The organism is Blattabacterium cuenoti, assembly GCF_014251575.1.
Classification (GTDB): domain Bacteria; phylum Bacteroidota; class Bacteroidia; order Flavobacteriales; family Blattabacteriaceae; genus Blattabacterium; species Blattabacterium cuenoti_N.
Window position 1 is genome coordinate 251,935 of record NZ_CP059191.1, and the last position, 23,377, is coordinate 275,311.

The window sequence follows — 23,377 nt, forward strand, 5'->3', positions numbered from 1 at the left end:
TAATTTGTTTTTGAAATCAAATATTTATATTTGTTTAGATTCAAAGAAATTATAGTTTTATGAAAAACGTCAATTTTTTTATTATTGCTTTATTCGCTTTTTTTTCGTCTGTGTTTTCCCAAGATTCGAAAGAAAAATGGTTTGTTCGAATAGGAGCACACGATATTAATTATTATCCTATCAAATCTCCTTTTAAAGGTTTTTTTCTTAAAAAGAATAATAGTTTTAATCCTATTATTTCTAATATAGAATTAGAGCATAATGTCAAAAAACATATCGGGTTATATTTAGATGCATCATTAGGTTTGGTAGAGAATAACAGATGGAGAATAGGAAAGGTTACTTTCGTAAAATTGAGTCATGGGGTAAACTTATACATTTTTCCTCATTATAAGATTGATCCCTATTTGCGATTAGGTGCAGGGTATCATAAATTTAATGGTTACATAGACAGAGAGTTAAGAATTTCAGATACAAAATATTTTAAAACAAATAAAAAGGATTTTTTTGTATTAGACGGTGGATTAGGTTTAAATTTATGGATCGTTTCTAATTTTGGAATTAATGTACAAAGTACTTATAATCAAGTTTTTGCTTATCAATCAAGTGACTTTTTGAATTTTTGGAAACATAATATAGGAGTCATTTTCCGTTTTGGAAATTTAAAGTTATCAGAGGATAATAAGGATAAAAATCAAGAAAATAAAAAAATAGTAGAAATCAATAAAGATAATTCTTATTTTCCATCAGTAATGGAAGAGAAAAAAGAAGAAGAAAAAATTTGTTGTCAGAATAAAAATCAAAAAGATTCAGATAATGATGGAATCTTAGATCAAGAAGATTTATGTCCAAATCAATTTGGATTGAAAAAATTCAAGGGTTGTCCTGATACCGATTCAGATAATATTCCGGATAATGAAGATAAATGTCCTAAAAAATTTGGAAAAAAAGAAAATAAGGGATGTCCTAATGTAGTTTTTAATCCTGTTTTATTTGGTTGGGCTAAATTTTCATTATCCCCTCGTTCTATAGCTGTCGTTAATGAAATAGCTGAAATCATGATTAATGTTCTTCCAAATTCTAAATTTTATATATCTGGATATACAGATGGGAAACATAATAAATCTTTGTCTCTAAAAAGAGCAAATTCAGTATTTGAGGCTTTGGTTTCTAAAGGAGTCGATCCTTCTAGAATAGAAGTGAGAGGATTGGGAGGAAAAAAATATAATAAAAAAGGACGACGTGTTGAAATAACAATACGAAAGTCATGAATAAAAAAACCTCTTGGTTTCAAGAGGTTTTTTTATTTACAAAAAACGATACATATATACTTACTTGATAAAGTAGTAACAGAGGAATGAAAACAATTATTGTGCTTAAAATATCTCCAGGTGTAATAGCAGAAGCTATAATTAACATTATGAGAAAAGCATGTTTTCTGTATTTTATTAAAAAAGTATAGGAAATCAATTCCATTTTAGTAAGAATAAATATGAAAAATGGAAATAAAAAAATAATTCCCATAGACAGTACGGAATGTATGATTAAAGAGATATAGTCCGATAAATCAAATATATTTTTCGGAACGCGACTTATTCTAAAAGAATATCCAAAATGAATTAAAAATGGACATAACACAAAATAACCAAAAAGAACTCCTAATCCAAATAGAATGGTTACTATTATGAGGATCGCTCTGGAATATTTTTTTTCTTCATCCGATAGAGCAGGTCTAATAAATTTCCAAAACTCATAAAAAACATAAGGAGATGATAAAATAACTCCTCCTATAAAACAAGTCCATACATAAATGTTGAATTGTCCAAATATTTGTCTATTTTGTATTTCCAAATCTCTAGATAAAAAAGAAACAGGATTCAAATGAATACCTAAAAAGGTATTTGCTAATTTATAAAATATACGGTAAGTAATGAAATCAGTTTTGGATGGACCGAAAATAATGTAATCAAATATAATATTTTTATTATTCATTAAAATAATCATTGCAATGATTATTGCACAAAAACAATGAATAATATGTTTTCTCAGTACTTCAATGTGTTTCCAAAACGACATTTTATTTTCTTTCATTTATTCATTAAAATTGATAACTAAAAATGATTAAATTTATCATAATACTGATAAAAATTGTAATTTTAATGTTAAAATTAAATCAATGAAATGTGGAATTATTGGTCTTCCAAATACAGGAAAATCAACATTTTTTAACTTTATTTCTAACTCAAAAGCTTTATCAGATAATTTTCCTTTTTGTACCATAGAACCTAATTATGGAGTTACAAAAGTTCCAGATCAAAGGCTATATGAACTCAAAGAAATCGTTCAACCAATGAATTCAATTCCATCAGAAATCAAAATAGTAGATATAGCTGGTCTCATAAAAGGTTCCCATAAAGGAGATGGATTGGGAAATAAATTTTTATCTCATGTTCGTGAAACAAATGTAATCATCCATATGATACGTTTTTTTCACGACATGAGCGTTCTTCATGTAGAAGGATCTATAAATCCTATTAGAGACAAAGAAATTATTGACATGGAATTACAGTTAAAAGATCTAGAGACAATAGAAAGTAGATTAGAAAAGATCACAAAGAAAAACAAAATTAATCAATCTATAAATACACTTCAAAAAGTTTTTTCTTTTTTAAAGAGAGGAAAAAATATTAGAATGTATCCATTGAAAGAAGAAGAAAAAAAACATATAAAGGATTTGCAGTTATTAACTATTAAACCTGTTCTTTATATATGTAATATTGATGAAAAATTGAATAATAAGACTCATTTACATATAAAAAATCTGAAAAAGATAGTAAAGATGGAGAATTCTCCTTTAGTCGTTTTATCGTTGAAAAAAAATTGTATTTCCTATGAGGTAGACCAAATTCTGAGAGAAGCCTATAAATTATTAAACTTGCAAAGTTTTTTTACGATAGGAAAAAAAGAAATACGAGCTTGGTCTGTACACAATCAATGTACAGCTTATGAAGCTTCTTCAGTCATTCATACAGATTTTAAAAAAGGATTTATCAAAGCAGAAGTCATTCATTATAATGATTTTATAAAATATAGATCAGAAGAAAAAGTAAAAAAGGCGGGAAAAATTTTTTTGGCAGGAAAGAATTATTTCATTCAAGATGGAGATATCATTCGTTTTCGATTTAATCGATAAAAAATTTTTTATTAATTTCTTGTAAAGTCTCAAAAATTAATAATATAGTTTTCTCTACATCTTTTTTATGAACCATTTCTACTGTAGTATGCATGTATTTTAGAGGAATGGATATTAAAGCAGATGTGACTCCCTTATTGGAATAAGCAAAAGCATCTGTATCTGTTCCTGTATATCTAGATGAAACTAAACGTTGAAAAAGGATTTTTTTACTGTCAGCAGTATTAATAATAAGTTCTCTAATATTTTTTTGTATTGATGGAGCATATCCAATGACAGGTCCTAATCCACATTTAATATCTCCTTGTATTTTTTTATCAATCATAGGACTATATGTATCATGCGTTACATCCGTAACAATAGCCATATTTGGTTGTATGGTTTGAGAAATCATTTTAGCACCTCTCAATCCCACTTCTTCTTGAACAGAATTAACTATGTATAATCCAAATTTTAAATGAACATCATTTTCCATGATCATCTTTGCAATTTCTGCTATTATGAAACCTCCTATTTTATTATCTAATGCTCTAGAGACAAAATAATTGTGATTCATAATAAAAAAATCATCAGGATAAGTAATAATACAACCTACATAAACTCCTAGATTGATTGCTTCAGTTTTACTGGAAACACCAATATCCACAAAGATATTATCTATACTAGGATATTTTTCTTCTGAAGATTTTCTTGTATGAATAGCGGGCCATCCAAATACTCCATGAACAAATCCTTTTTCTGTATGAATAATGACTCTTTTAGATGGAGCAATTTGATGATCGGATCCTCCATTACGAGAAACATATATAATGCCTTCTTCGGTGATATAATTAACATACCAAGATATTTCATCAACATGAGCTTCAATGATTAATTTATATGTAGAATTCGGATTGATGATTCCTACTGCTGTTCCATATAAATCTGTTTGAATTTTTTCTACATAAGAATTAATGTAATTTATCCATATTTTTTGTCCTTCACTTTCACATCCTGTTGGAGAAGAACTATTTAAATATTTTTTAAGAAATTTTAAAGAATCACTACTAATTGAATAATTACTTTTCATATCATAATATATCCTTGAAATATAAAATCCACATTTCCAGTTAAATAAATATCTTCATATTCGTTTTTTGTTTCTTTTAATGAAACCCACAATTTTCCTCCAAAAGTATAAACTTTAATTTCTTCAATAGAGGAAATTTTATTCATTTTATATGCAGCGATGACAGAAGCCGTTACTCCTGTTCCGCAGGATAAAGTTTCGTTTTCTACTCCTCTTTCATAAGTCCGCACTTGTAAAGTATTATTTTCAAGTATTTCTACAAAATTCACATTGACTCCTTTTTTCAAATAGGAATTTTGAATTTTTCTTCCTTCTTTATACACATCTATTTTTTTGATGTTTTCTACAAAAAGAACATGATGAGGAGACCCAGTATTTAAAAAAACGTGTTCTGGATGAATTTCTATTTCATTTTTTTTTATATTCAGTAAACTCATAGAAACCAAATCCTTGTTTTTGTTTTTTTTTATCAATCCATAATGATATCCATCTACAGCTCTAAAATGAATTTCATTACCTTTGGTAATTCCTAATTTTTTAGCAAAATGAACGGCACATCTTCCTCCATTTCCACACATTGTACTTTCTTTTCCATCGGAATTATAATATTTCATATAAAAATCGCCTTCGCCTTTAGAATCATTTTTAATCAAAATGATTCCATCTGCACCAATTCCAAAATGTCTATCACATAATTTTTTTAAAATAGGATATTCCTTCACTATTTTTTCTGTTCTGGAATCTATGAGTATGAAATCATTTCCTGTTCCCTGGTATTTAAAAAAATTCAGTTTCATAAAAACGAAGTTAACATTATTTATTAGAATAATAAATAGAATAATAAAATTATGAATATTAATATTAATTTCTTCTTATATATTTGTGCTGAATAACTAACTGTCAAAATATGAAGAGAATAGTTTTTTATATTGTACTTAGCAGTATGATGAGTTCAATCATAACCATTGCTGCATATAAACAATACACTAAAGAAGATCCTTTTATTTTTCCATATACATCATCTTCTTCTTTATCAAAAACAAAGTTAACCTCATCAGATCCTTCATCATTGGTTAGTTCTGCAGGATTACCTGATTTTACCAGAGTCGTAGAAAAAACAATACATGCAGTAGTTAATGTGAAAAATTATTCAAGAAAATATAGTAGTCAATTTGATCCACTTGATTTATTTTTTGGATTTCCTGATGATTATAGAGGAAAAAAACCTCAGAGAAATGACCTTCCTGGACTTCATGGATCAGGAGTAATCATATCACCTGATGGATATATTGTAACGAATAACCATGTGATCAAAGACGCAGAAAAGATTGAAATCACTCTTAATGATCAAAGAACTTATAGGGCTAAGTTGATAGGAAAAGATCCTAGCACGGATATAGCGTTATTAAAAATAAGTGATAAAAATTTACCTTTTATTTATTTTTCAGATTCTAATAAAGTGCAGATAGGAGAATGGGTTTTGGCAATAGGAAATCCTTTTGATTTAAACTCTACTGTAACAGCAGGTATCATCAGTGCAAAAAATAGAAGTTTAGGAATATTAAGAGGAGAAACACAATCAGCTATTGAATCTTTTTTTCAAACAGATGCAGCTGTAAATCCTGGAAATAGTGGAGGGGCTTTAGTTAACACCAATGGTGAGTTAATTGGAATTAATACAGCTATTTCTTCATCTTCAGGAAATTTTATAGGATATAGTTTCGCTGCACCTTCTAATTTAGTGGCAAAAGTTATACAGGATATAAAAAAATATGGAACAGTACAACGTGCATATTTAGGAGTTAGAGGAATGGATCTTTCTAAAACAGAATACTTAAAAGCTTACAATAAAGAAACACATCAAAACATAAAATCACAACAAGGATTTTTAATAGGAGAAGTATTTGATCGAAGTGGAGCTGCAGATGCAGGTCTTAAAAAAGGAGATATCATAAAAAGTATAGACGGAAAATTAATACAAAATATTGCAGATTTATCATTTATTGTGGGAACAAAACATCCAGGTGATAAGGTTAAAGTAAATATTATACGTAACAGACAGAAAAAAACTTTTAACGTTACTTTAAAAGATTTACAAGGAAGAACAAAAATAAGAAATAGAGAAGAAATTAGTCCATCTGAATTATTAGGTGCAACATTTGAACCACTTAGTAAAGAGTATAAAAAAGATTTTGGCATTGATTATGGAATTAGAATAAGAGAAATTAGAACAGGTCGTTTAAGTTCTATAGGGATGGAAGAAGGAGACATTATTTTATCTATTAATGGAGAAAAAATGAGAAAACCTAATGATGTTGATCGTGTTTTAAAAAAATACTCAGGAGATGTTACTATAAAATCTATTAAACAAAATGGACAAGTATATATAGCAGGATTTGAAATGAATTAATTATTCCAATAAAAAAACAATGTAATTATTCCAAAAATCATATTTGGTAGCCAAACAGATAAATAAGAAGGGATATAATCCTTAGTGGAATATATTTTTGTAATTTCCATGAAAAAGATATAAAAAACAGCTAATATAACCCCTATAATCATATTATAACCTATTTCTCTTTTTTTTCTTAAAGATAGAGATAATCCTAAAATAGTGAATATGAAAGTGGAAAAAGGTAAGCTCGTTCTTTGATAATATTCATTTAAATGAATATTGACATTTCGATTTATTTTTTCTGTATCTATAAATTTTTTCAGTTCAGAAATATTCATAGTTTCTGCTATGTATTCTTCCGGCAAAAGTTCTTCAGGAGTAAAGGGAAATTTCTTGATTTTATAATCACCTTTAATAAAATAATCATGATTTTTTTTTATTGTAGTCTCTCTGTAATCATACAAAACGTAGATTTTCTTTTTTTTTGACCAAAAAATATTTTTAGATTTTAGAATATATATTAATTTTTTTCCATAAAATTTTTGATAAACAAACTCTTTCCCTATATTTTCTTTTCTTGAAAAATTTCTAATAAAAATATATTCATTATTTGAAATTTGAGAGCTTATGGTTTGATTTTCATCGTATTTTTTTTTATATCTTGAACTCAATAAATATTGATAATGAAATTGATTTTTTCTTTTGTTAGCCATAGGAAGAAAATAATAGTTTATTATTAAGGCTACAATTCCTATCATAAAAGCTGATATTAAATAAGGAACAGTTAATCTGTTAAAACTTATTCCACTTGACAGAATAGCCATAATTTCTGAATTTTTTTCTAATTTAGATGTGAAAAAAATAACAGATAAAAAAACTGAAATAGGAGAAAAAGTATTAGATAACCATATGGCCCAAAAAGGATAATAAAAAATTAAAGCTTTTTTAATTGATCCTTGATTGTTTTCCAAACGATGCATGCGTTGAGATATATCTATTACTATAGATAGCAATTGCAGAGAAACAGTAATAAATAAAAAAGTCAACAAAAGATTACGAATAATATAACGATCAAGAATTTTCATAAACGTTCTTTTAACAAAGGAATTACCGATTTTTTCCAAGAAGAAAATTTATTATGCATAATATTAACTCTTGCTTGTTTAATTAAATTGGAGTAAAAAGATAGGTTATGTATAGAGGCGATTTCTTTTGCCAAATTATCTCTGGATAAAAAAAGGTGTCTGACATAAGATTTGCTATATAATTGGTCTACATAAGAATTTCCTAATTCATCTAAACAGGAAAAATCTTTTTCCCATTTTTTATTTTTTATATTCATGATTCCTCTCCATGTAAATAACATTCCGTGACGTCCATTTCTTGTAGGAAGAACACAATCAAACATATCGATTCCAAGAGATATTCCTTCCAAAATATCGACAGGATTTCCTACTCCCATTAAATATCTAGGTTTTTTTTTAGGTAAAATATCTGTCAATAAATCAGTAATATTGTGTGTTTGTTCTTTTTCTTCTCCTAAACTTAATCCACCTATGGCATAACCTTCAGATTCTAACAGGGATATTTCTTCTGCAGAAGATCTTCTTAAATCTGTATAAATACTTCCTTGAACAATAGGGAAAAAACTTTGTTTGTAATTATATATTTCTGGATTTTCTTGTAAATAGGAACAACATTTTTTTAACCAAATATGCGTTCTTTCTATAGATTTTTTAGCATACTGATGACTGCAAGGAAAAGGTGGACAATCGTCAAAAGCCATAATAATATCTCCGCCAATGAAACGTTGAATATTCATAGATTTTTCTGGAGAAAAAAAATGATAGGATCCATTTATTATTGATTTAAATACTACTCCATTTTCTGTGATTTTATTCAATTTTCTCATAGAAAAAATTTGAAATCCTCCACTATCCGTTAATATAGATTCGTTCCAATTCATAAAAGAATGAATTCCACCTGCTTTATGGAATACTTCAATTCCGGGTTGTAAATATAAATGATAAGTATTTCCAAGAATTATTTTTGATATTTTCTTCAGATCATGTATTGGGACAGTCTTCACATAGCCTTTTGAAGCTACTGGCATAAAAATAGGAGTTTCTATTTCTCCATGATCTGTTTCTATAATTCCAGCCCTTGCTTTAGAAAAACAATCCGTTTTAATTAAATTAAATTTCATTTAAAAAAATTTTTTTAAATTTTAATGACAGATGCAACATATATATATTGATAAAACATAATTTAGTTCTATATAGCTATAAAAAAAAATGGAATTTCAACATTCTGACTACCATAATATATACTCCCATCATGAGCCAGTTCTTCTAAAAGAAAGCATAGAAAATTTAATAACAGATCAAAATGGAATTTATATAGATGCAACATTTGGAGGAGGAGGACATTCTTATGCTATTTTAAGAAAATTAAATAAAGGAGGAACTTTAATAGCTTTTGATCAGGATAAAGAATCTATAAAAAGGAATTTTATTAAGGATAAACGTTTTCATTTATTTCACAATAATTTTATTCATATACGTGATATTTTGAATCAAAATAATATCAAAAAAGTATCGGGAATATTAGCTGATTTAGGTCTTTCATCTTTACAAATAGATGATCCTGAAAGAGGATTTTCAAATCAATTAAATTGTCCTTTAGACATGAGAATGAATCAGGAATCTTCTTATTCTGCTCAAAATGTTCTTAACGAATGTTCAAAAAAAGAGTTATTTAATATATTTTATGAATATGGAGAATTTAAAAATGCAAGAAAGATTGTGGAAAAAATACTAAAAAAACGTTTTCAAAAAAAAATTACTACTAGTTTGGATTTAATTAATCTTTTTTTTATTCATGGATCTTTTAAAAGAAGAAAAAGGTTTTTTGCTAGACTTTTCCAATCAATACGAATAGAAGTGAATAATGAAATAAACATTTTAAAGGATTTTTTATTAAAATCTTCTAAAATTATTCGAAAAGGAGGTAGAATAGCTATAATTTCATATCATTCTCTTGAAGATAGAATAACGAAATATTTTTTTAAAAAGGGAATTTTAATAAATAAAATTAACTTAAAAAATCTTCCATTCAGAATGATCCATAAAAAAGTAATTAAACCAAGCCTTCAGGAAATCATAAGGAATCCAAGATCCAGAAGTGCTAGATTAAGAATAGGGGAAAAAGCTTAATTATTCAAAAATAAAATGAAAAAAACATGAAAACAAATATCAAGGATATCCTTAAAGGAAAGTTTTTAGTCAAAGAAGATGCCTACCGTAGTTGGAATTTCATTGTTTTTTTGACTGTACTATCTTTAATCAGCATTACTAGTTCACATATGATGGACAGAAAAATTCGAAAAATAACTAAAATTAGTGAAGAAATTAAAGAATTAAAATCTGAATATGCAGATATACATAGGAAATGTATGAAAATGCAATTATTTTCTTTTCTTAGAAAAAAATTGGTTAATGGATTAAAACATTTAGAGGAACCTCCATACGAATTGATCTTAGAACATCAACAAGAAAAAGAGATGAATACAAGAGAATAAAGGATGAAACGAGAAAGATATATTTTATTATATAAATCTTACTTAATTGGTTTTTTATTCATCTTAATTGCATCATTAATTATTTTCAACTTATTCTATATTCAAAATTATTCAGAAGGATACAAAAAATCTGTTATAGAAAAAACGATTAGAACCAATTTAATTAAGGCTAAACGTGGAAATATTTATGCATCAGATAGTAGTATTTTAGCTATGTCTGTTATAAGATATGATATTCACATTGATTTTAGATCCATATCTGAAAAATTATTTCAAGAAAATATTTATTATTTATGTAATTCATTGGAATCTTTGTTTAAAAAACCAAAATCTTTTTTCTATAAAAAATTTCAGTACGAAAAAAGAAAGGGAAATAGATATTTTTTGTTAGCAAAAAATTTAGATTATCCACATTTCAAGATATTACGAAATCTTCCCATTTTCAACAAAGGACAAATCAGGGGTGGTTTTATTGTGGAAAAAAAAATATGCAGAGTTCATACATTAGAAAATATTGGAAAAAGAACATTAGGATATGATGATCATAGAGGAAAAGCAGGACTAGAAGGAGCCTTTAGTAAATATTTAAAAGGAAAAGATGGAAAAAGGTTAGAACAACGTATCAGTTCTAAAATATGGAAACCATTAAAATCAGGAAATGAAATAGATCCAGAAGATGGAAAAGACGTTTATTCGACTATAGATATATATTTGCAAGATATAGCTTATCATGCATTACTTCAAGAATTATCCATTTCTCAAGCAGATCATGGATGTGTTATTCTTATGGATGTCAAAAGTGGAGAAATACCTGCTATGATTAATCTAGAAAAAACCAAAAAAAATACTTACGAAGATTTAAGAAATTTTGCAGTATGGGAAGGAAGTGAACCAGGTTCCACGTTTAAAACAATGGCTATTCTTGCAGCTCTAGAAGATAAAAAAATAGATCTTGATATGATTATCAATATCAAAGGAGGAGTCATGAAATTAAGAGGGAAAAAAATACGCGATAGTCACTATAGTGGATATGCAGAAATGAATCCAAAACAAATTTTGGAATTATCTTCAAATGTAGGAATAGCAAAAATTATTTATGAAAATTATAAAAAAAATCCAGAAAAGTTTATAGGACACTTATGTAAATGGAAATTAGATAAAAAAATAGGAATAGATATTCCAGGTGAAAGCATGCCTTTCATTCCAAAACCTGGAAAAAATAATTGGAGTAGCATTACATTACCATGGATGACTTTTGGATATAATATCAAATTAACTCCTTTACAAATACTCACTTTTTATAATGCGATAGCTAATCAAGGTAAAATGATTAAACCTTTATTTATTAGAGAAATAAAACATCATGAAAAAAGCATAAAAAAATATACAAAACCTATCATAATGAATCCTTCTATCGCTGAAAAATCTTCTCTCGTAAAAATTCAAAATATGTTAGAAGGAGTCGTGAAAAATGGAACAGCCAAAAAATATTATAATCCAGAATATCCCTATGCAGGGAAAACTGGAACAACACAGTTAAATTACTGGATAAAAGGAAAACCTTTATCTTATAATAGTTCTTTTGTAGGATACTTTCCTGCTAAAAATCCAAAATATTCTTGTATTGTAGTCATTTCAAAACCAGAAAAAGGATATTACGGAATTGAAGTAGCAGTTCCTGTATTTGACAAGATAGCTAAATCTATCTATCCAAGAATAGAAAAAAAAACATTTTTCAAAAAAAAAGAAAATCAAGAAGATTTCCTTAAAAAGATTAGAGAATCAAAAAACTTTTTTGTTGATAAATGGATCATGCCTAATGTAATTTCCATTCCTGGAAAAGAAATTATTCCTATTCTGGAAAATAGGGGTTTTAAAATTCGATATCAAGGGATTGGAAAAGTTATTAATCAGTCTGTTCAACCAGGAAATAAGTTGAAAAAAAATCAGATGATATTTCTTAAACTAGAAGAATGAAAATAAAAAAGAGATTAAAATATATTCTAAAAAAAGTGGATGTGTTAAAAATAATAGGAAGAAATACTTCTAAATTGATAGAAGGAATTTCTATAGATTCCAAAATCATACAAAAAAATATGATCTTTGTAGCCAAAAAAGGAAAAATAACAGATGGACATGAATTTATTATAGATGCCATTCAAAACGGAGCTAATACTATAGTTTGTGAAAAAATAAATCATCCTATTCATCAACATATTACCTATGTTATTGTTGCAAATTCTACGGATGCTTTAGGTATTATGTCTTCAAATTTTTATGATCATCCTACAAAAAAGATAAAATTAATAGGAATTACGGGAACAAATGGAAAAACCTCTGTAGCAACAATACTTCATCAATTATTTTCTAAAATGGGAGAAAAAAATATTCTGATTTCTACTATGGGAATCAAAATATTATCTAAAATATATCCTACAACACATACAACTCCAAATATTATTGAAATCAATAAATATTTAAATCTATCAATCCGTAAAGGATGCAAATATGCTTTTATGGAAGTGAGTTCACATGGAATCCATCAGAAAAGAATTGCAGGATTATTATTTCAAGGAGGTATTTTTACTAATATAACACATGATCACTTAGATTATCATGAATCTTTTGATCATTATCTATCTACTAAAAAGTTTTTTTTTGAAAATTTATCTAAGAATGCTTTTGCATTAATGAATTCAGATGATAAAAATTCGTATAAAATCATAAAAAATATTTTATCTAAAACCTATTTTTACGGGTTTAAAAAAAATGCAAATTTCAAAATTCAAATTTTAAAAAAAAGTATTCATGGAAGTCAATTACTCATTGATGATCATCAAATTTTTACTCATTTAATCGGAACTTTTAATGTTTATAATTTATTATCCAGCTACGCTACAGCCATTTTGCTAGGTAAAAATAAAGATGATATTCTGAAAAAAATAAAAAATATAAAACCTATCAGAGGACGTTTTGAACAATTTTTATCCAATTCAGGAATTCGTGTCATTGTAGATTATGCTCATAATCCAGATGGATTAAAAACTGTTTTAAATACTCTTAAAGAAATCAAAAAAAATAATGAAAAATTAATTTGTGTTATAGGTTGTGGAGGAAATAGAGATATAAAAAAACGTCCTTTAATGGGAAAAATTGTTTATGAAGCATGTGATGTTTCTATTTTTACATCAGATAATCCTAGGGAAGAGAATATGGAAAAAATATTAGTTGATATGAAAAATTTTAAATCATATCTCAATAAAGAATCTATTTTGACTTTTGTAAACAGAAAAGAAGCTATTCAAACCGCAATTCAAATTGCAAAAAAAAAAGATATTATTCTGATTGCTGGAAAAGGACATGAAACTTATCAAGAAATAAAAGGAAAACGTTTTCCTTTTAATGATATGAAAATAGTTAAAGATTTATTGAAAAATTATGTGTGAAATGAAATAAGATGATGATTCCTCATTTTTTAATAAAATACTTAATCTGCATCTATTTTTTGATCAATATCAATTCTGTTTTTTTCAGAGCTGTAATAGCTTTTTTTTTATCGTTTTGTATATCCTTGGTTTTTTATAAAAAAATTATATGTTGGAAAAAAAAAAATAGCATCGGAGAACATATACGAAATCTTGGCCTCATTGGACAAAAAGAAAAAGAAGGAACTCCAACAATGGGAGGAATTATCATGATATTTTCTACATTAATTTCTACAATACTTTTCTCTTCTTTGAAGAATATATATGTACTTATGTTGATTATGACAACATTGTGTATGGGAAGTATTGGATTTGTAGATGATTATATTAAAATAAAATACAACAAAAAAGGACTTAGTATAATGGGAAAAATATTAGGTCAAATTTTATTGGGACTTTTTATTGGAAGCACTATGTATTTTTTTAATACAAATGTTTCTATTCAAAAAGTAGATTCAAACTTTTTGATTAAAGAAGAACATGGGTTCAAAACCACTCTTCCCATTTTTTCTAGTCATAATAATGAATTTGATTATGCTTATCTTTTAAGCTGGTATAATAAAAAATGGAAAAAATACACATGGATTGTTTTTATTCCTATGGTGATTTTCATTATCACATTTTTATCTAACGGAGCTAATTTAACCGATGGAATAGACGGATTAACAGCTGGAATTTCTTTTATTATTTTTGCTACTTTATCTTTATTATCTATCATCTCAAGTAATAAAATATATTCATCCCATCTTCATTTTATATACATTCCTCATCTAGATGAAATAATCATATTCTCTTTTTCTTTTCTAGGAGCTTTAATAAGTTTTCTTTGGTACAATACCTATCCTGCTCAAATTTTCATGGGAGATACTGGTAGCCTAACTATAGGAGGAGTTATAGCGACTCTAGCTATCATAAACAGAAAAGAATTAATATTACCTATTTTGTGTGGAATTTTTTTTATAGAAAATATTTCTGTCATAATACAAGTATTGTATTTTAGATATTATAAAAAAAAATATGGAATAGGAAAAAAAATTTTTCTCATGGCACCTTTGCATCATCATTTTCAAAAACTAGGATATCATGAAAATAAAATTTTCAATCGTTTTCTTATCATACAAATGATGCTTTCGGTGTTAGTATTGATTTTATTAATTATATAACAATGAAAAAAAAATTAATAGTCATATTGGGTGGAGGAGAAAGTGGAGTAGGAGCCGCTTTATTAGCTAAAAAAAATGGATTAAAAATATTTTTGTCTGATTCAGGAATTATTTTAAATAAATACAAAAAAATTTTAATTCAAAATGAAATTCCTTTTGAGGAAAAAGGGCATACAGAAAGTATAATAGCTCAAAAAGCTATTAAAGTAATAAAAAGTCCTGGAATTTCTAGAAAAAATTCTATTATAAAAAGAATTAATTTTTTGGGGATTCCTATTCAATCCGAATTGGAATTTGGAAAAAGTTATCTAAATCACTCCTATGTAATAAGTATAACAGGAAGTAATGGAAAAACAACGACCAGTTCCATAATTTATCAAATTCTTAAAAGAGAAGGAATTAATGTTGGAATAGCAGGAAATATTGGACGTAGTTTTTCTAAAGAAGTTATAAAAAAAAAAACGTTTACGTATTGGAAGTAAGCAGTTTTCAATTGGATGATTGCTATAGTTTTCGATCAAATATTGCAGTATTATTAAATATTACAAAAGATCATTTAAATAGATATGATGATATTGAAAGTTACATGTACTCTAAATTTAAAATAGCAACTTTGCAAAAAAAAGAAGATATTTTCATTTATAATCATGATGATCCTCTCATAAGAAAGGGATTAAAAAAGTATCCTATTTTTTCTCACTGTATTCCTTTTTCTATAAAAGAAGAATTACATATTGGAGCTTACATAAAAAATAACAAAATATTTATTCGAAATCAAAAAAATCAAGAAATTTTTTTTTTAAATGTGAAAGATATTCCTTTAATAGGAGATCATAATTTATATAATATTATGGCTTCATTAATGATATTCAAAATATTAAACATCAAAAAAAAATCAATAATTCCTATGATATTAAAATTAAAACCTATAGAACACCGTCTGGAAAAAATACTCAATTTCAATGGAATTCAATTTATTAATGATTCTAAAGCCACGAATGTTAATGCTGTTTTTTATGCATTAAAAAGTATAAATGGACCTGTTATATGGATAGCTGGAGGAAAAGATAAAGGAAATGATTATATAGAATTAATTCCCTTAGTTAAAGAAAAAGTAAAAGCTATAATTTGTTTGGGAATAAATAATGAAAAAATTATAAATTTTTTTAAAGATATTATTGATATCATTTTGGAAACAAAAAGTATTCAAAAAGCTGTTTATATGGCTTACATATTGTCTTTTCATGGAGATAATATTTTGCTATCTCCTGCTTGTTCTAGTTTTGATCTTTTTAAAGATTATAAAGAAAGAGGAAATAAATTTAAAAAAGAAGTCAGAAAACTTATTTCTGAAAAAATATGAGAAAAATAGATGTTTTTTTCAATAGATATCTAAAAGGAGACAGATATCTATGGGCTTTCATCTCTTTATTGGCTATATTTTCTTTTTTACCAGTATATTCCGCTAGTACTAATTTGGTGACTACATATGGAGGAACAAATACAGTTTTTAATTATTTGTTAAAACATGCTCTTTTTTTGTTAGTTGGTTTTTGCATTCTTTTTTTTACTCAATTTGTAGACTATAAATATTTTTATAGTATGTCTATACTTTCTATGCCTGTAGTGTTCATTTTATTAGTTTTTACTATTAGTCAGGGAAAAGAATTGGATGGAGTTAATGCTTCTCGTTGGTTGCACATTCCCATTATTAATATATCTTTTCAAACTTCCAGCATTGCTGGATTAGTTCTTTTTATTTATTGTGCTAGATATTTGGCTCAAAAAAAGAAAGAACGTATAAATTTTATAAACTCTTTTTTTCCTTTATTGTTTCCTATATTTTTTATTATTGGATTGATTTTCCCAGCTAATGGTTCTACTGCAGTTATTGTTTTTATTTCCGTTTTAATTTTACTTTTTATAGGAGGATATCCATTAACAGGTGTTATGGGAGTTTTATTAATGGGTATTCTATTTGCAGGAATCTATATTTACTCTGTTATAAAATGGGGAGATAAAAATCCTATGAATAGGGTTTATACATGGAAAAGTCGTATAGAAAAATTTTTGGATCATGAATCTGAAGAAAGTTATCAAATGAAACAATCTAAAACGGCTATTGTTTTAGGAAATAAATTTGGTCGTGGACCTGGAAAAAGTGTTTTAAAGGCTTTTCTTCCACAATCTTCTTCTGATTTTATTTATGCTATTATAATAGAAGAATATGGATCTGTTGGAGGAGTAATTCTTTTATTTATTTATCTACTTATTTTACTTAGAATTATGGTAATAGCTACTAAGGTTCAAAATTATTTTTGCTCTTTATTGGTATTATCTGTTGGGTTACCTATTATTAATCAAGCACTCATTAATATGGGAATAGCTGTTGGTTTATTTCCAGTAACGGGACAAACTTTACCACTAATTAGTGCTGGAGGGACTTCCATGTGGGTTACTTTTTTTAGTTTTGGGATCATATTAAGTGTTAGTCGAATTATATATGATAATTCAACTAATAAAATTATAATTCATCATGAACAATAATATTTCACCTAGAATAATTATTGGGAGTGGAGGGACTGGTGGACACATCTATCCTGGAATAGCTATTGCAGACGAACTTAAAAAACAAATTCCAGGAACCAATATTTTGTTTATTGGATCTAAAAATCATATGGAAATGAAAGAAATTCCTAAATTTGGATATTCTATTGAAGGAATTTGTATTTCAGGAGGAAAAGATAAATTTTTTTCTATAGAAGGATTTATTTTATCTATACAATTGATATATAGTTTTTTTTTGGTAAATAAAATTATCAAAAAATTTTCTCCAGACATAGTTGTTGGAACAGGTGGATTTGTTAGTTTTCCTACTTTATATGTTGCAAAAAGAAATAAAATCCCTATTCTTATTCAAGAACAGAACTCTTTTCCTGGATTAACTAATAGAATATTTTCTCGTTATGCTCATAAGGTATGTGTTGCTTATGAGCAATCCAAGAAATATTTTCCAAAAGAAAAAACAATAATAACTGGAAATCCAGTTAGATCTGAAATATTCCAATTACCTAGTAAAAAAAAAGCTTGTATTCATTTAGGATTAAAGGTAGAAAGACCTATTATTTTATCTATAGGAGGGAGTCAAGGTTCCAATAGTATGAATAATGCTTGGATAAAAGGTTTAAAAAAACTAATAGAATTAGATATGCAACTTATTTGGCAAGTTGGTAAATTTGATATTCATAGAATTAGAAAGAATAAAATGTCTCATCATTCAAATTTTATTTTAATGGATTTTATTGAAAATATCCCGACATGTTATGCTGCTGCAGATATTATTGTATCTAGAGCTGGAGCTTTAACTATATCAGAAATATGTTTAATAGGAAAACCATACATATTAATTCCTTTTCCTTGGTCTTCCGATGATCATCAAAATAGAAATGCTAAAATATTAGAAGAAAAAGAGGCTGCTTTAATTATTAAAAATGAGGAAATAGAGAAAAAATTAGTGGATTCAACTATACAATTAGTGAATGATTCCATTATGAAAAAAAAAATGAGTAGAAATATCCTGCAATTAGGAAAACCTGAAGCGACAAATGATATTGTTAATGAGATTTTACAAATTATTTTATGAACTTAAACCAAGTTGATTCTTTTTATTTTCTAGGAATAGGAGGAATGGGAATGAGTTCCCTTGCTAGATATTTTCATGCTATGGGAAAAACAGTTTGTGGTCATGATCAAAGTAGAACTTTTTTGACTAAAAAATTAGAAAAAGAGGGAATCTCCATCAATTATCATGATTGTATAGAAATATTACCTAAATGGGTACTGTCTAAACAATGTTTGATTGTGTATACTCCAGCCATTCCGAATCATCATCAACAATGGATCTATTTAAAAAAATATGGGAAAAATATAAAAAAACGTTCTCAAGTATTGTCCTTGATCACAGAAAATGAAATTTGTATAGCTATAGGAGGGACACATGGAAAAACAACTACTTGTACCTTGCTAGGGCATATTTTATATAGTGCAGGAATTCATGTTACTGCTTTTTTAGGAGGAATATCTGAGAATTACCAATCTAATATCATATTGAATGGAACTAAAATTTTTTTGGTAGAAGCAGACGAATTTGATCGTTCTTTTTTATATTTATCTCCTAATATTGCATGTGTTACGTCTTTTGACCAGGATCATGTGGATACTTATCCAAAAAAAGAAACCTTGAAAAAGGCTTATATAGCTTTTTTTAACAGAATAAAAAAACCATATAAAAAAGTATTTATTTGTCAAGAAGAGTCTTTTTCATCAAAAAACGCAATCTACTATTCTGTGATAGAAAAAGCAAATTATTATTCTAGTCATCTTTCTATAAAAGAAAAAAAATGGTATTTTGATTTTCATACTCCTACAGAAACATGGAAATCTTTGCCTTTACCTATTCCAGGAATACACAATTTAAAAAACGTCACAGCAGCATTAGCTATATCTGACTATCTAAAAATTAATAAAGAAAAAGTAAGAAAAGCTTTGTTTTTATTTAAAGGAATCAAAAGAAGATACTCCATACATTATCAATCCAAAAAAAAAATATATATAGATGATTATGCACATCATCCTACAGAAATAAATGCTTTGATTCAAACTGTTAGAGAGTGTTTTCCGAATAAAAAAATACTGGGTGTTTTTCAACCTCATTTATTTAGTAGAACTAAATTTTTTGAAGAATATTTTGCGAGAAGTTTAGAAAATCTTGATATTTTAATCTTATTAGACATTTATCCAGCTAGAGAATTTCCCATGGATGGAACTAATTCAAGTAGTTTATTAGAAAAAATAAAAATGAATTCTAAAAATAAAGAAATATCTACCTTATCCAAGGTTTTAGAAAAAATTAAAGAAAAACATAAACACTTTGATATTATTCTTACAATAGGAGCTGGTGATATAGATACCTTAATTATTCCTATAAAAAAATGGTTGTATAAACGATATGGATAAATGAAAAATAAATCCTTTATCCTCATATTATTATTGTATATAACATGTATGGGTTTCCTTTTTTATTTTTCTCAAAAAACACATCAAAACAGAACCTTAAAAAAGGTCAATATCGTCATAGATCCCTTATCCAAAGACCATTTTGTAAATGAAAAAATCATTAAAAATATTCTATTTCCTAAAATAGAAAAAATTGAAAAAAAAATCGGTCAATTATGTATATTGAGAATGGAAAAAAAATTAAATAATTATCCTTTTGTAAAAAAATCTGAAGTTTTTATTAGTGTAGATGGCTCCCTAAACATAAAAATTTGGCAGAAAGAACCAATTTTAAGAATAAAAAATGGGAATCAAGAATATTATCTGACCAAAGATGCAGAAGTTTTAGAACTTTCTCCTTTTTATTCTTCAAAAGTTATTTTAGCAAAAGGACCTTTTTCAAAAAAAGAAAAAAAATATTTAGCAGACTTGGTCAAATTTATAAACTCTGATGAACTACTCAAAAACCAAATCATTAGCATCAAAAAAAATGATCATAATTCATTTATTTTAATCCCAAAAATAGGAAATCATAATATTATATTAGGAAATATAAATAATTTTAAAAATAAATTGAATAAATTAAAAGCATTTTATAAGCAGTACCTAAATAAAATAGATACTAATCAATATCAAAGTATTGATTTGCAATATAAAGACCAAGTAGTCGCAAAAAAAAGATAAGTCTATGGAATATCAAGATATAGCTATAGGTCTTGATGTGGGGACCACAAAGATTGTAGCTATGGTAGGAAGGAGAAATGAATATAATAAAATTGAGATCTTAGGCATAGGAAGATCTAAAAGTATAGGTGTGCATATAGGGGTTGTCAACAATATAACTCAAACTATTGAAGCTATTCGTGAATCCGTATCTGAAGCAGAACATAGTTCTGGTTTAAAAATAAAAGAAGTTATTGTTGGAATAGCAGGGCAACATATTAGAAGTCTACAACATAATGATTATATTACTAGATTAGATTTTGAAAATGTAATCAATCAAAAAGATATACAAAAATTAATAGATCAAGTTCATAAATTGGTGATGCTTCCAGGAGAAGAAATAATTCATGTCCTTCCACAAGAATATAAAGTCGATAGTCAAGCAGAAATAGGAGAACCAATAGGAATGTATGGAAGTCGTTTAGAAGCAAATTTTCATGTAGTGGTAGGACAAATTTCTTCTATTCGTAATATTGGAAGATGTGTCAAAGCAGCAGGATTGAATTTAGCTGGAATGACTTTAGAACCTTTAGCTTCTGCAGAAGCTGTATTAAGCACCGAAGAAAGAGAAGCTGGTGTAGCCTTAGTGGATATAGGAGGAGGAACCACTGATGTAGCTATATTTAAAGATAACATTATTCGTCATACTGCTGTTATCCCTTTCGGAGGAAATGTTATTACTGAAAATATTAAAACAGATTGTTTGATTATTGAACGACAAGCAGAATTACTAAAAATCAAATTTGGATCTGCATGGCCTGGAGAAAATAAAGAGACAGAAATTGTTTGTATTCCTGGATTAAGAGGTCGTGACCCTAAAGAAATTTCTTTGAAACATCTTTCTCAAATTATCCATAAACGAGTATGTGAAATTTTGGAACAAGTCAATGTGGAAATCAAAAATTATGGAAATGAAGAACAAAAGAAAAGACTGATTGCAGGATTAGTTATGACAGGAGGAGGTTCTCAATTAAAACATATTCGTCCTTTAACGGAATATATTACTGGAATGGATGTACGTATAGGTTATTCTAATGAACATATTGCAGGAGGAGAAAACGGTCTTATAAGTAATCCAGAATATGCAACGTCTATAGGTTTAGTAATTAAAGGACTTGATGATAAAAAAAAATATCTTTGTACAACAGATATGGGACATATACATGATGAAAATCACACTTCTGAGTTTATTTCTACAAAATTTTATAATAAAAATCGGAAATTAAATTATGAAGATAATTCGGATTATTCAAAGAAAAAAAATAAAACAAAATCAAAATCTTTTCTTGAAATTTGGGCAGATAAGTTCCGTCAAATATTGAATGACACAGAATAACAAACAATGAAATGAAAAAAGAAGATTTTATACAAAAAAAAGAGAACGTTCAATTTGGATTTCCGAAAAATCGTTCAGCTGCAATCAAAGTAATTGGAGTAGGAGGTGGAGGGAGTAATGCTTTAAGTCACATGTTTGAACAAGGAATTACTGGCGTAGATTTTATAGCATGTAATACGGATGCCCAAGCTTTAAATAACAACCCAGTTCCTGTAAAAATTCAATTAGGAGCTTCGATTACGGAAGGTCTAGGCGCTGGAGCAGATCCAGAAGTAGGAGAAAAGGCTGCTTTAGAAAGTCTGGAAGAAATAAAAAGTGTTCTAGATTCTAATACTAAAATGACATTCATTACAGCAGGAATGGGTGGTGGAACTGGAACAGGTGCTGCCCCAATTATTGCAGGAATTTCTAAAGAAAAAGGGATTCTGACTGTAGGAATCGTAACAATTCCATTTCATTTTGAAGGAAAAATGAGATTACAACAAGCTCAAAAAGGAATAGAAGCATTAAGAAAAAATGTGGATTCTCTCATTGTGATTAATAATGATAAATTGAGAGAATTATATGGAAATCTAGGATTTAAAGCTGGATTTGCAAAAGCAGATGAAGTTTTAACCACTGCAGCTAAAGGTATTGCAGAAGTAATCACTCACCATTATAAACAAAATATAGATTTAAGAGATACTAGAACCGTTCTTAAAGAAAGTGGAACAGCTGTTATGGGGTCTGCTATTTCTGTTGGTGAAAATAGAGCAAAAGACGCTGTTGGACAAGCCTTGGATTCTCCATTATTGAATGATAATAAGATTACGGGAGCTAAAAATGTTCTTTTGCTTATTGTTTCAGGAAGAATAGAAATTACTATAGATGAAATTGGAATTATCAGTGATTATATACAAGCAGAAGCAGGAAACAATGCTAACATTATTATGGGAATAGGAGAAGACGAAAGTTTGGAAGAAAGTATTTCAGTAACTATAGTAGCTACAGGATTTCCTACGGAAATTCAGAGAGCCATTAATCATGAAGAAAAAAAAATTTTTCATAGATTGGAAGAACCTTATGAACAAAGATTAACAAAAGTAGAAGAAATTCATTCTTATTCTAAACGAATAGATCCTTATTCTTCTACAAATTCAAATCATTCAGAAAAACCTTCTTATAATAAGAAGAAAGAAAATTTTTCATTAAATCAAAAAAAAAGCATTTTTGATCAAGCTATTGATTCCAATTTTGTAGAAAAAAAACATAAAAAATATATGATTCTAGAAGATAGTTTTGATCTTCCTATTTCATACAATGAAAATGAAAAAATATTCAAAAAGCGTACTCGTAAAAAAGAAAATCATAAAAATGAAAAGTTCAATGACTTTTAACT

At 27.2% G+C, this 23,377-nt stretch carries 21 protein-coding genes; 16 read left to right on the plus strand and 5 right to left on the minus strand.

The genetic code is table 11. The annotated features are described in order from the left end of the window. Window positions 1–59: 59 nt before the first annotated feature. Window positions 60–1,271, plus strand: coding sequence for an OmpA family protein (locus tag H0H67_RS01215; protein WP_185859524.1), 1,212 nt, complete (start codon window positions 60–62; stop codon window positions 1,269–1,271). 19 nt (window positions 1,272–1,290) lie between these two features. Here H0H67_RS01215 and tatC read toward each other — a convergent pair whose 3' ends face one another. After that, entirely contained in the window at window positions 1,291–2,091 is an 801-nt protein-coding gene (tatC, locus tag H0H67_RS01220; RefSeq protein ID WP_185859525.1) for a twin-arginine translocase subunit TatC, read from the minus strand. A gap of 85 nt (window positions 2,092–2,176) precedes the next feature. Between tatC and H0H67_RS01225 the strand changes: the two genes are divergently transcribed. Then, a complete protein-coding gene (locus H0H67_RS01225) occupies window positions 2,177–3,193 on the plus strand; it encodes a redox-regulated ATPase YchF (protein WP_185859526.1) in 1,017 nt (338 codons plus the stop codon). Here H0H67_RS01225 and H0H67_RS01230 read toward each other — a convergent pair. Both H0H67_RS01230 and dapF read right to left on the minus strand, forming a co-directional pair. Then, window positions 3,183–4,262, minus strand: a complete 1,080-nt coding sequence (locus H0H67_RS01230; RefSeq protein ID WP_185859527.1) for a zinc-binding metallopeptidase family protein — start codon at window positions 4,260–4,262, stop codon at window positions 3,183–3,185. The two genes, H0H67_RS01225 and H0H67_RS01230, sit on opposite strands and share 11 nt — an antisense overlap. Further along, window positions 4,259–5,059: a diaminopimelate epimerase gene (dapF, locus tag H0H67_RS01235; RefSeq protein ID WP_185859528.1), complete on the minus strand. Its 801-nt coding sequence runs from the start codon at window positions 5,057–5,059 to the stop codon at window positions 4,259–4,261. The genes H0H67_RS01230 and dapF overlap by 4 nt, the downstream gene beginning before the upstream one ends. Window positions 5,060–5,169: 110 nt before the next feature. Between dapF and H0H67_RS01240 the strand changes: the two genes are divergently transcribed. Continuing rightward, on the plus strand, window positions 5,170–6,672 hold the full coding sequence (locus H0H67_RS01240; RefSeq protein WP_185859529.1) for a Do family serine endopeptidase: 1,503 nt from the start codon (window positions 5,170–5,172) through the stop codon (window positions 6,670–6,672). Here the strand turns inward: H0H67_RS01240 and H0H67_RS01245 are convergent. Both H0H67_RS01245 and tgt read right to left on the minus strand, forming a co-directional pair. Next, window positions 6,669–7,742, minus strand: a complete 1,074-nt coding sequence (locus tag H0H67_RS01245) for an LptF/LptG family permease (RefSeq protein ID WP_185859530.1) — start codon at window positions 7,740–7,742, stop codon at window positions 6,669–6,671. The two genes, H0H67_RS01240 and H0H67_RS01245, sit on opposite strands and share 4 nt — an antisense overlap. Further along, a complete protein-coding gene (tgt, locus tag H0H67_RS01250) occupies window positions 7,739–8,863 on the minus strand; it encodes a tRNA guanosine(34) transglycosylase Tgt (RefSeq protein WP_185859531.1) in 1,125 nt (374 codons plus the stop codon). The genes H0H67_RS01245 and tgt overlap by 4 nt, the downstream gene beginning before the upstream one ends. Before the next feature lie 88 nt (window positions 8,864–8,951). Between tgt and rsmH the strand changes: the two genes are divergently transcribed. From rsmH to ftsZ, 13 genes are read left to right on the plus strand one after another with little or no spacing between them, the layout of a single operon-like run. Further along, on the plus strand, window positions 8,952–9,872 hold the full coding sequence (gene rsmH, locus H0H67_RS01255) for a 16S rRNA (cytosine(1402)-N(4))-methyltransferase RsmH (RefSeq protein WP_185859532.1): 921 nt from the start codon (window positions 8,952–8,954) through the stop codon (window positions 9,870–9,872). Between the two features lie 26 nt (window positions 9,873–9,898). Further along, window positions 9,899–10,237 carry an FtsL-like putative cell division protein gene (locus tag H0H67_RS01260; protein WP_185859533.1) on the plus strand — a complete coding sequence of 113 codons (339 nt, stop codon included), beginning with the start codon at window positions 9,899–9,901 and terminating at the stop codon, window positions 10,235–10,237. 3 nt (window positions 10,238–10,240) lie between these two features. Continuing rightward, the gene (locus tag H0H67_RS01265; RefSeq protein ID WP_185859534.1) at window positions 10,241–12,214 is read left to right on the plus strand and encodes a penicillin-binding protein; all 1,974 of its coding nucleotides are present in this window, start codon (window positions 10,241–10,243) and stop codon (window positions 12,212–12,214) included. Window positions 12,215–12,216: 2 nt separating this feature from the next. Next, on the plus strand, window positions 12,217–13,683 hold the full coding sequence (locus H0H67_RS01270) for a UDP-N-acetylmuramoyl-L-alanyl-D-glutamate--2,6-diaminopimelate ligase (RefSeq protein ID WP_185859600.1): 1,467 nt from the start codon (window positions 12,217–12,219) through the stop codon (window positions 13,681–13,683). A gap of 14 nt (window positions 13,684–13,697) precedes the next feature. Then, window positions 13,698–14,885: a phospho-N-acetylmuramoyl-pentapeptide-transferase gene (gene mraY, locus H0H67_RS01275; protein WP_185859601.1), complete on the plus strand. Its 1,188-nt coding sequence runs from the start codon at window positions 13,698–13,700 to the stop codon at window positions 14,883–14,885. 2 nt (window positions 14,886–14,887) lie between these two features. After that, complete coding sequence (locus H0H67_RS03175) at window positions 14,888–15,367, plus strand: Mur ligase family protein (RefSeq protein WP_317168109.1); 480 nt, start codon at window positions 14,888–14,890, stop codon at window positions 15,365–15,367. Further along, the gene (gene murD / locus H0H67_RS01280; protein ID WP_317168110.1) at window positions 15,358–16,248 is read left to right on the plus strand and encodes a UDP-N-acetylmuramoyl-L-alanine--D-glutamate ligase; all 891 of its coding nucleotides are present in this window, start codon (window positions 15,358–15,360) and stop codon (window positions 16,246–16,248) included. The genes H0H67_RS03175 and murD overlap by 10 nt, the downstream gene beginning before the upstream one ends. Continuing rightward, window positions 16,245–17,432, plus strand: coding sequence for an FtsW/RodA/SpoVE family cell cycle protein (locus H0H67_RS01285; RefSeq protein ID WP_185859535.1), 1,188 nt, complete (start codon window positions 16,245–16,247; stop codon window positions 17,430–17,432). The genes murD and H0H67_RS01285 overlap by 4 nt, the downstream gene beginning before the upstream one ends. Further along, window positions 17,422–18,528 carry an undecaprenyldiphospho-muramoylpentapeptide beta-N-acetylglucosaminyltransferase gene (murG, locus tag H0H67_RS01290; protein WP_185859536.1) on the plus strand — a complete coding sequence of 369 codons (1,107 nt, stop codon included), beginning with the start codon at window positions 17,422–17,424 and terminating at the stop codon, window positions 18,526–18,528. The genes H0H67_RS01285 and murG overlap by 11 nt, the downstream gene beginning before the upstream one ends. Then, window positions 18,525–19,901, plus strand: a complete 1,377-nt coding sequence (gene murC / locus H0H67_RS01295) for a UDP-N-acetylmuramate--L-alanine ligase (RefSeq protein ID WP_185859537.1) — start codon at window positions 18,525–18,527, stop codon at window positions 19,899–19,901. Before murG ends, murC begins: the two co-directional genes overlap by 4 nt. A 48-nt stretch (window positions 19,902–19,949) precedes the next feature. Continuing rightward, the gene (locus H0H67_RS01300; RefSeq protein WP_238784588.1) at window positions 19,950–20,624 is read left to right on the plus strand and encodes a cell division protein FtsQ/DivIB; all 675 of its coding nucleotides are present in this window, start codon (window positions 19,950–19,952) and stop codon (window positions 20,622–20,624) included. A gap of 4 nt (window positions 20,625–20,628) precedes the next feature. After that, entirely contained in the window at window positions 20,629–21,999 is a 1,371-nt protein-coding gene (ftsA, locus tag H0H67_RS01305; RefSeq protein WP_185859539.1) for a cell division protein FtsA, read from the plus strand. An 11-nt stretch (window positions 22,000–22,010) separates the two neighbouring features. Beyond that, entirely contained in the window at window positions 22,011–23,375 is a 1,365-nt protein-coding gene (gene ftsZ / locus H0H67_RS01310; RefSeq protein ID WP_185859540.1) for a cell division protein FtsZ, read from the plus strand. Window positions 23,376–23,377: the final 2 nt, after the last annotated feature.

What these genes read in the sequence shown, in the direction of transcription:
- H0H67_RS01215 (WP_185859524.1), top strand. Translation starts at nt 60, where the DNA reads ATGAAAAACGTCAATTTTTTTATTATTGCTTTATTCGCTTTTTTTTCG.
- tatC (WP_185859525.1), bottom strand. Translation starts at nt 2,091, where the DNA reads ATGAAAGAAAATAAAATGTCGTTTTGGAAACACATTGAAGTACTGAGA.
- H0H67_RS01225 (WP_185859526.1), top strand. Translation starts at nt 2,177, where the DNA reads ATGAAATGTGGAATTATTGGTCTTCCAAATACAGGAAAATCAACATTT.
- H0H67_RS01230 (WP_185859527.1), bottom strand. Translation starts at nt 4,262, where the DNA reads ATGAAAAGTAATTATTCAATTAGTAGTGATTCTTTAAAATTTCTTAAA.
- dapF (WP_185859528.1), bottom strand. Translation starts at nt 5,059, where the DNA reads ATGAAACTGAATTTTTTTAAATACCAGGGAACAGGAAATGATTTCATA.
- H0H67_RS01240 (WP_185859529.1), top strand. Translation starts at nt 5,170, where the DNA reads ATGAAGAGAATAGTTTTTTATATTGTACTTAGCAGTATGATGAGTTCA.
- H0H67_RS01245 (WP_185859530.1), bottom strand. Translation starts at nt 7,742, where the DNA reads ATGAAAATTCTTGATCGTTATATTATTCGTAATCTTTTGTTGACTTTT.
- tgt (WP_185859531.1), bottom strand. Translation starts at nt 8,863, where the DNA reads ATGAAATTTAATTTAATTAAAACGGATTGTTTTTCTAAAGCAAGGGCT.
- rsmH (WP_185859532.1), top strand. Translation starts at nt 8,952, where the DNA reads ATGGAATTTCAACATTCTGACTACCATAATATATACTCCCATCATGAG.
- H0H67_RS01260 (WP_185859533.1), top strand. Translation starts at nt 9,899, where the DNA reads ATGAAAACAAATATCAAGGATATCCTTAAAGGAAAGTTTTTAGTCAAA.
- H0H67_RS01265 (WP_185859534.1), top strand. Translation starts at nt 10,241, where the DNA reads ATGAAACGAGAAAGATATATTTTATTATATAAATCTTACTTAATTGGT.
- mraY (WP_185859601.1), top strand. Translation starts at nt 13,698, where the DNA reads ATGATTCCTCATTTTTTAATAAAATACTTAATCTGCATCTATTTTTTG.
- H0H67_RS03175 (WP_317168109.1), top strand. Translation starts at nt 14,888, where the DNA reads ATGAAAAAAAAATTAATAGTCATATTGGGTGGAGGAGAAAGTGGAGTA.
- H0H67_RS01285 (WP_185859535.1), top strand. Translation starts at nt 16,245, where the DNA reads ATGAGAAAAATAGATGTTTTTTTCAATAGATATCTAAAAGGAGACAGA.
- murG (WP_185859536.1), top strand. Translation starts at nt 17,422, where the DNA reads ATGAACAATAATATTTCACCTAGAATAATTATTGGGAGTGGAGGGACT.
- murC (WP_185859537.1), top strand. Translation starts at nt 18,525, where the DNA reads ATGAACTTAAACCAAGTTGATTCTTTTTATTTTCTAGGAATAGGAGGA.
- H0H67_RS01300 (WP_238784588.1), top strand. Translation starts at nt 19,950, where the DNA reads ATGGGTTTCCTTTTTTATTTTTCTCAAAAAACACATCAAAACAGAACC.
- ftsA (WP_185859539.1), top strand. Translation starts at nt 20,629, where the DNA reads ATGGAATATCAAGATATAGCTATAGGTCTTGATGTGGGGACCACAAAG.
- ftsZ (WP_185859540.1), top strand. Translation starts at nt 22,011, where the DNA reads ATGAAAAAAGAAGATTTTATACAAAAAAAAGAGAACGTTCAATTTGGA.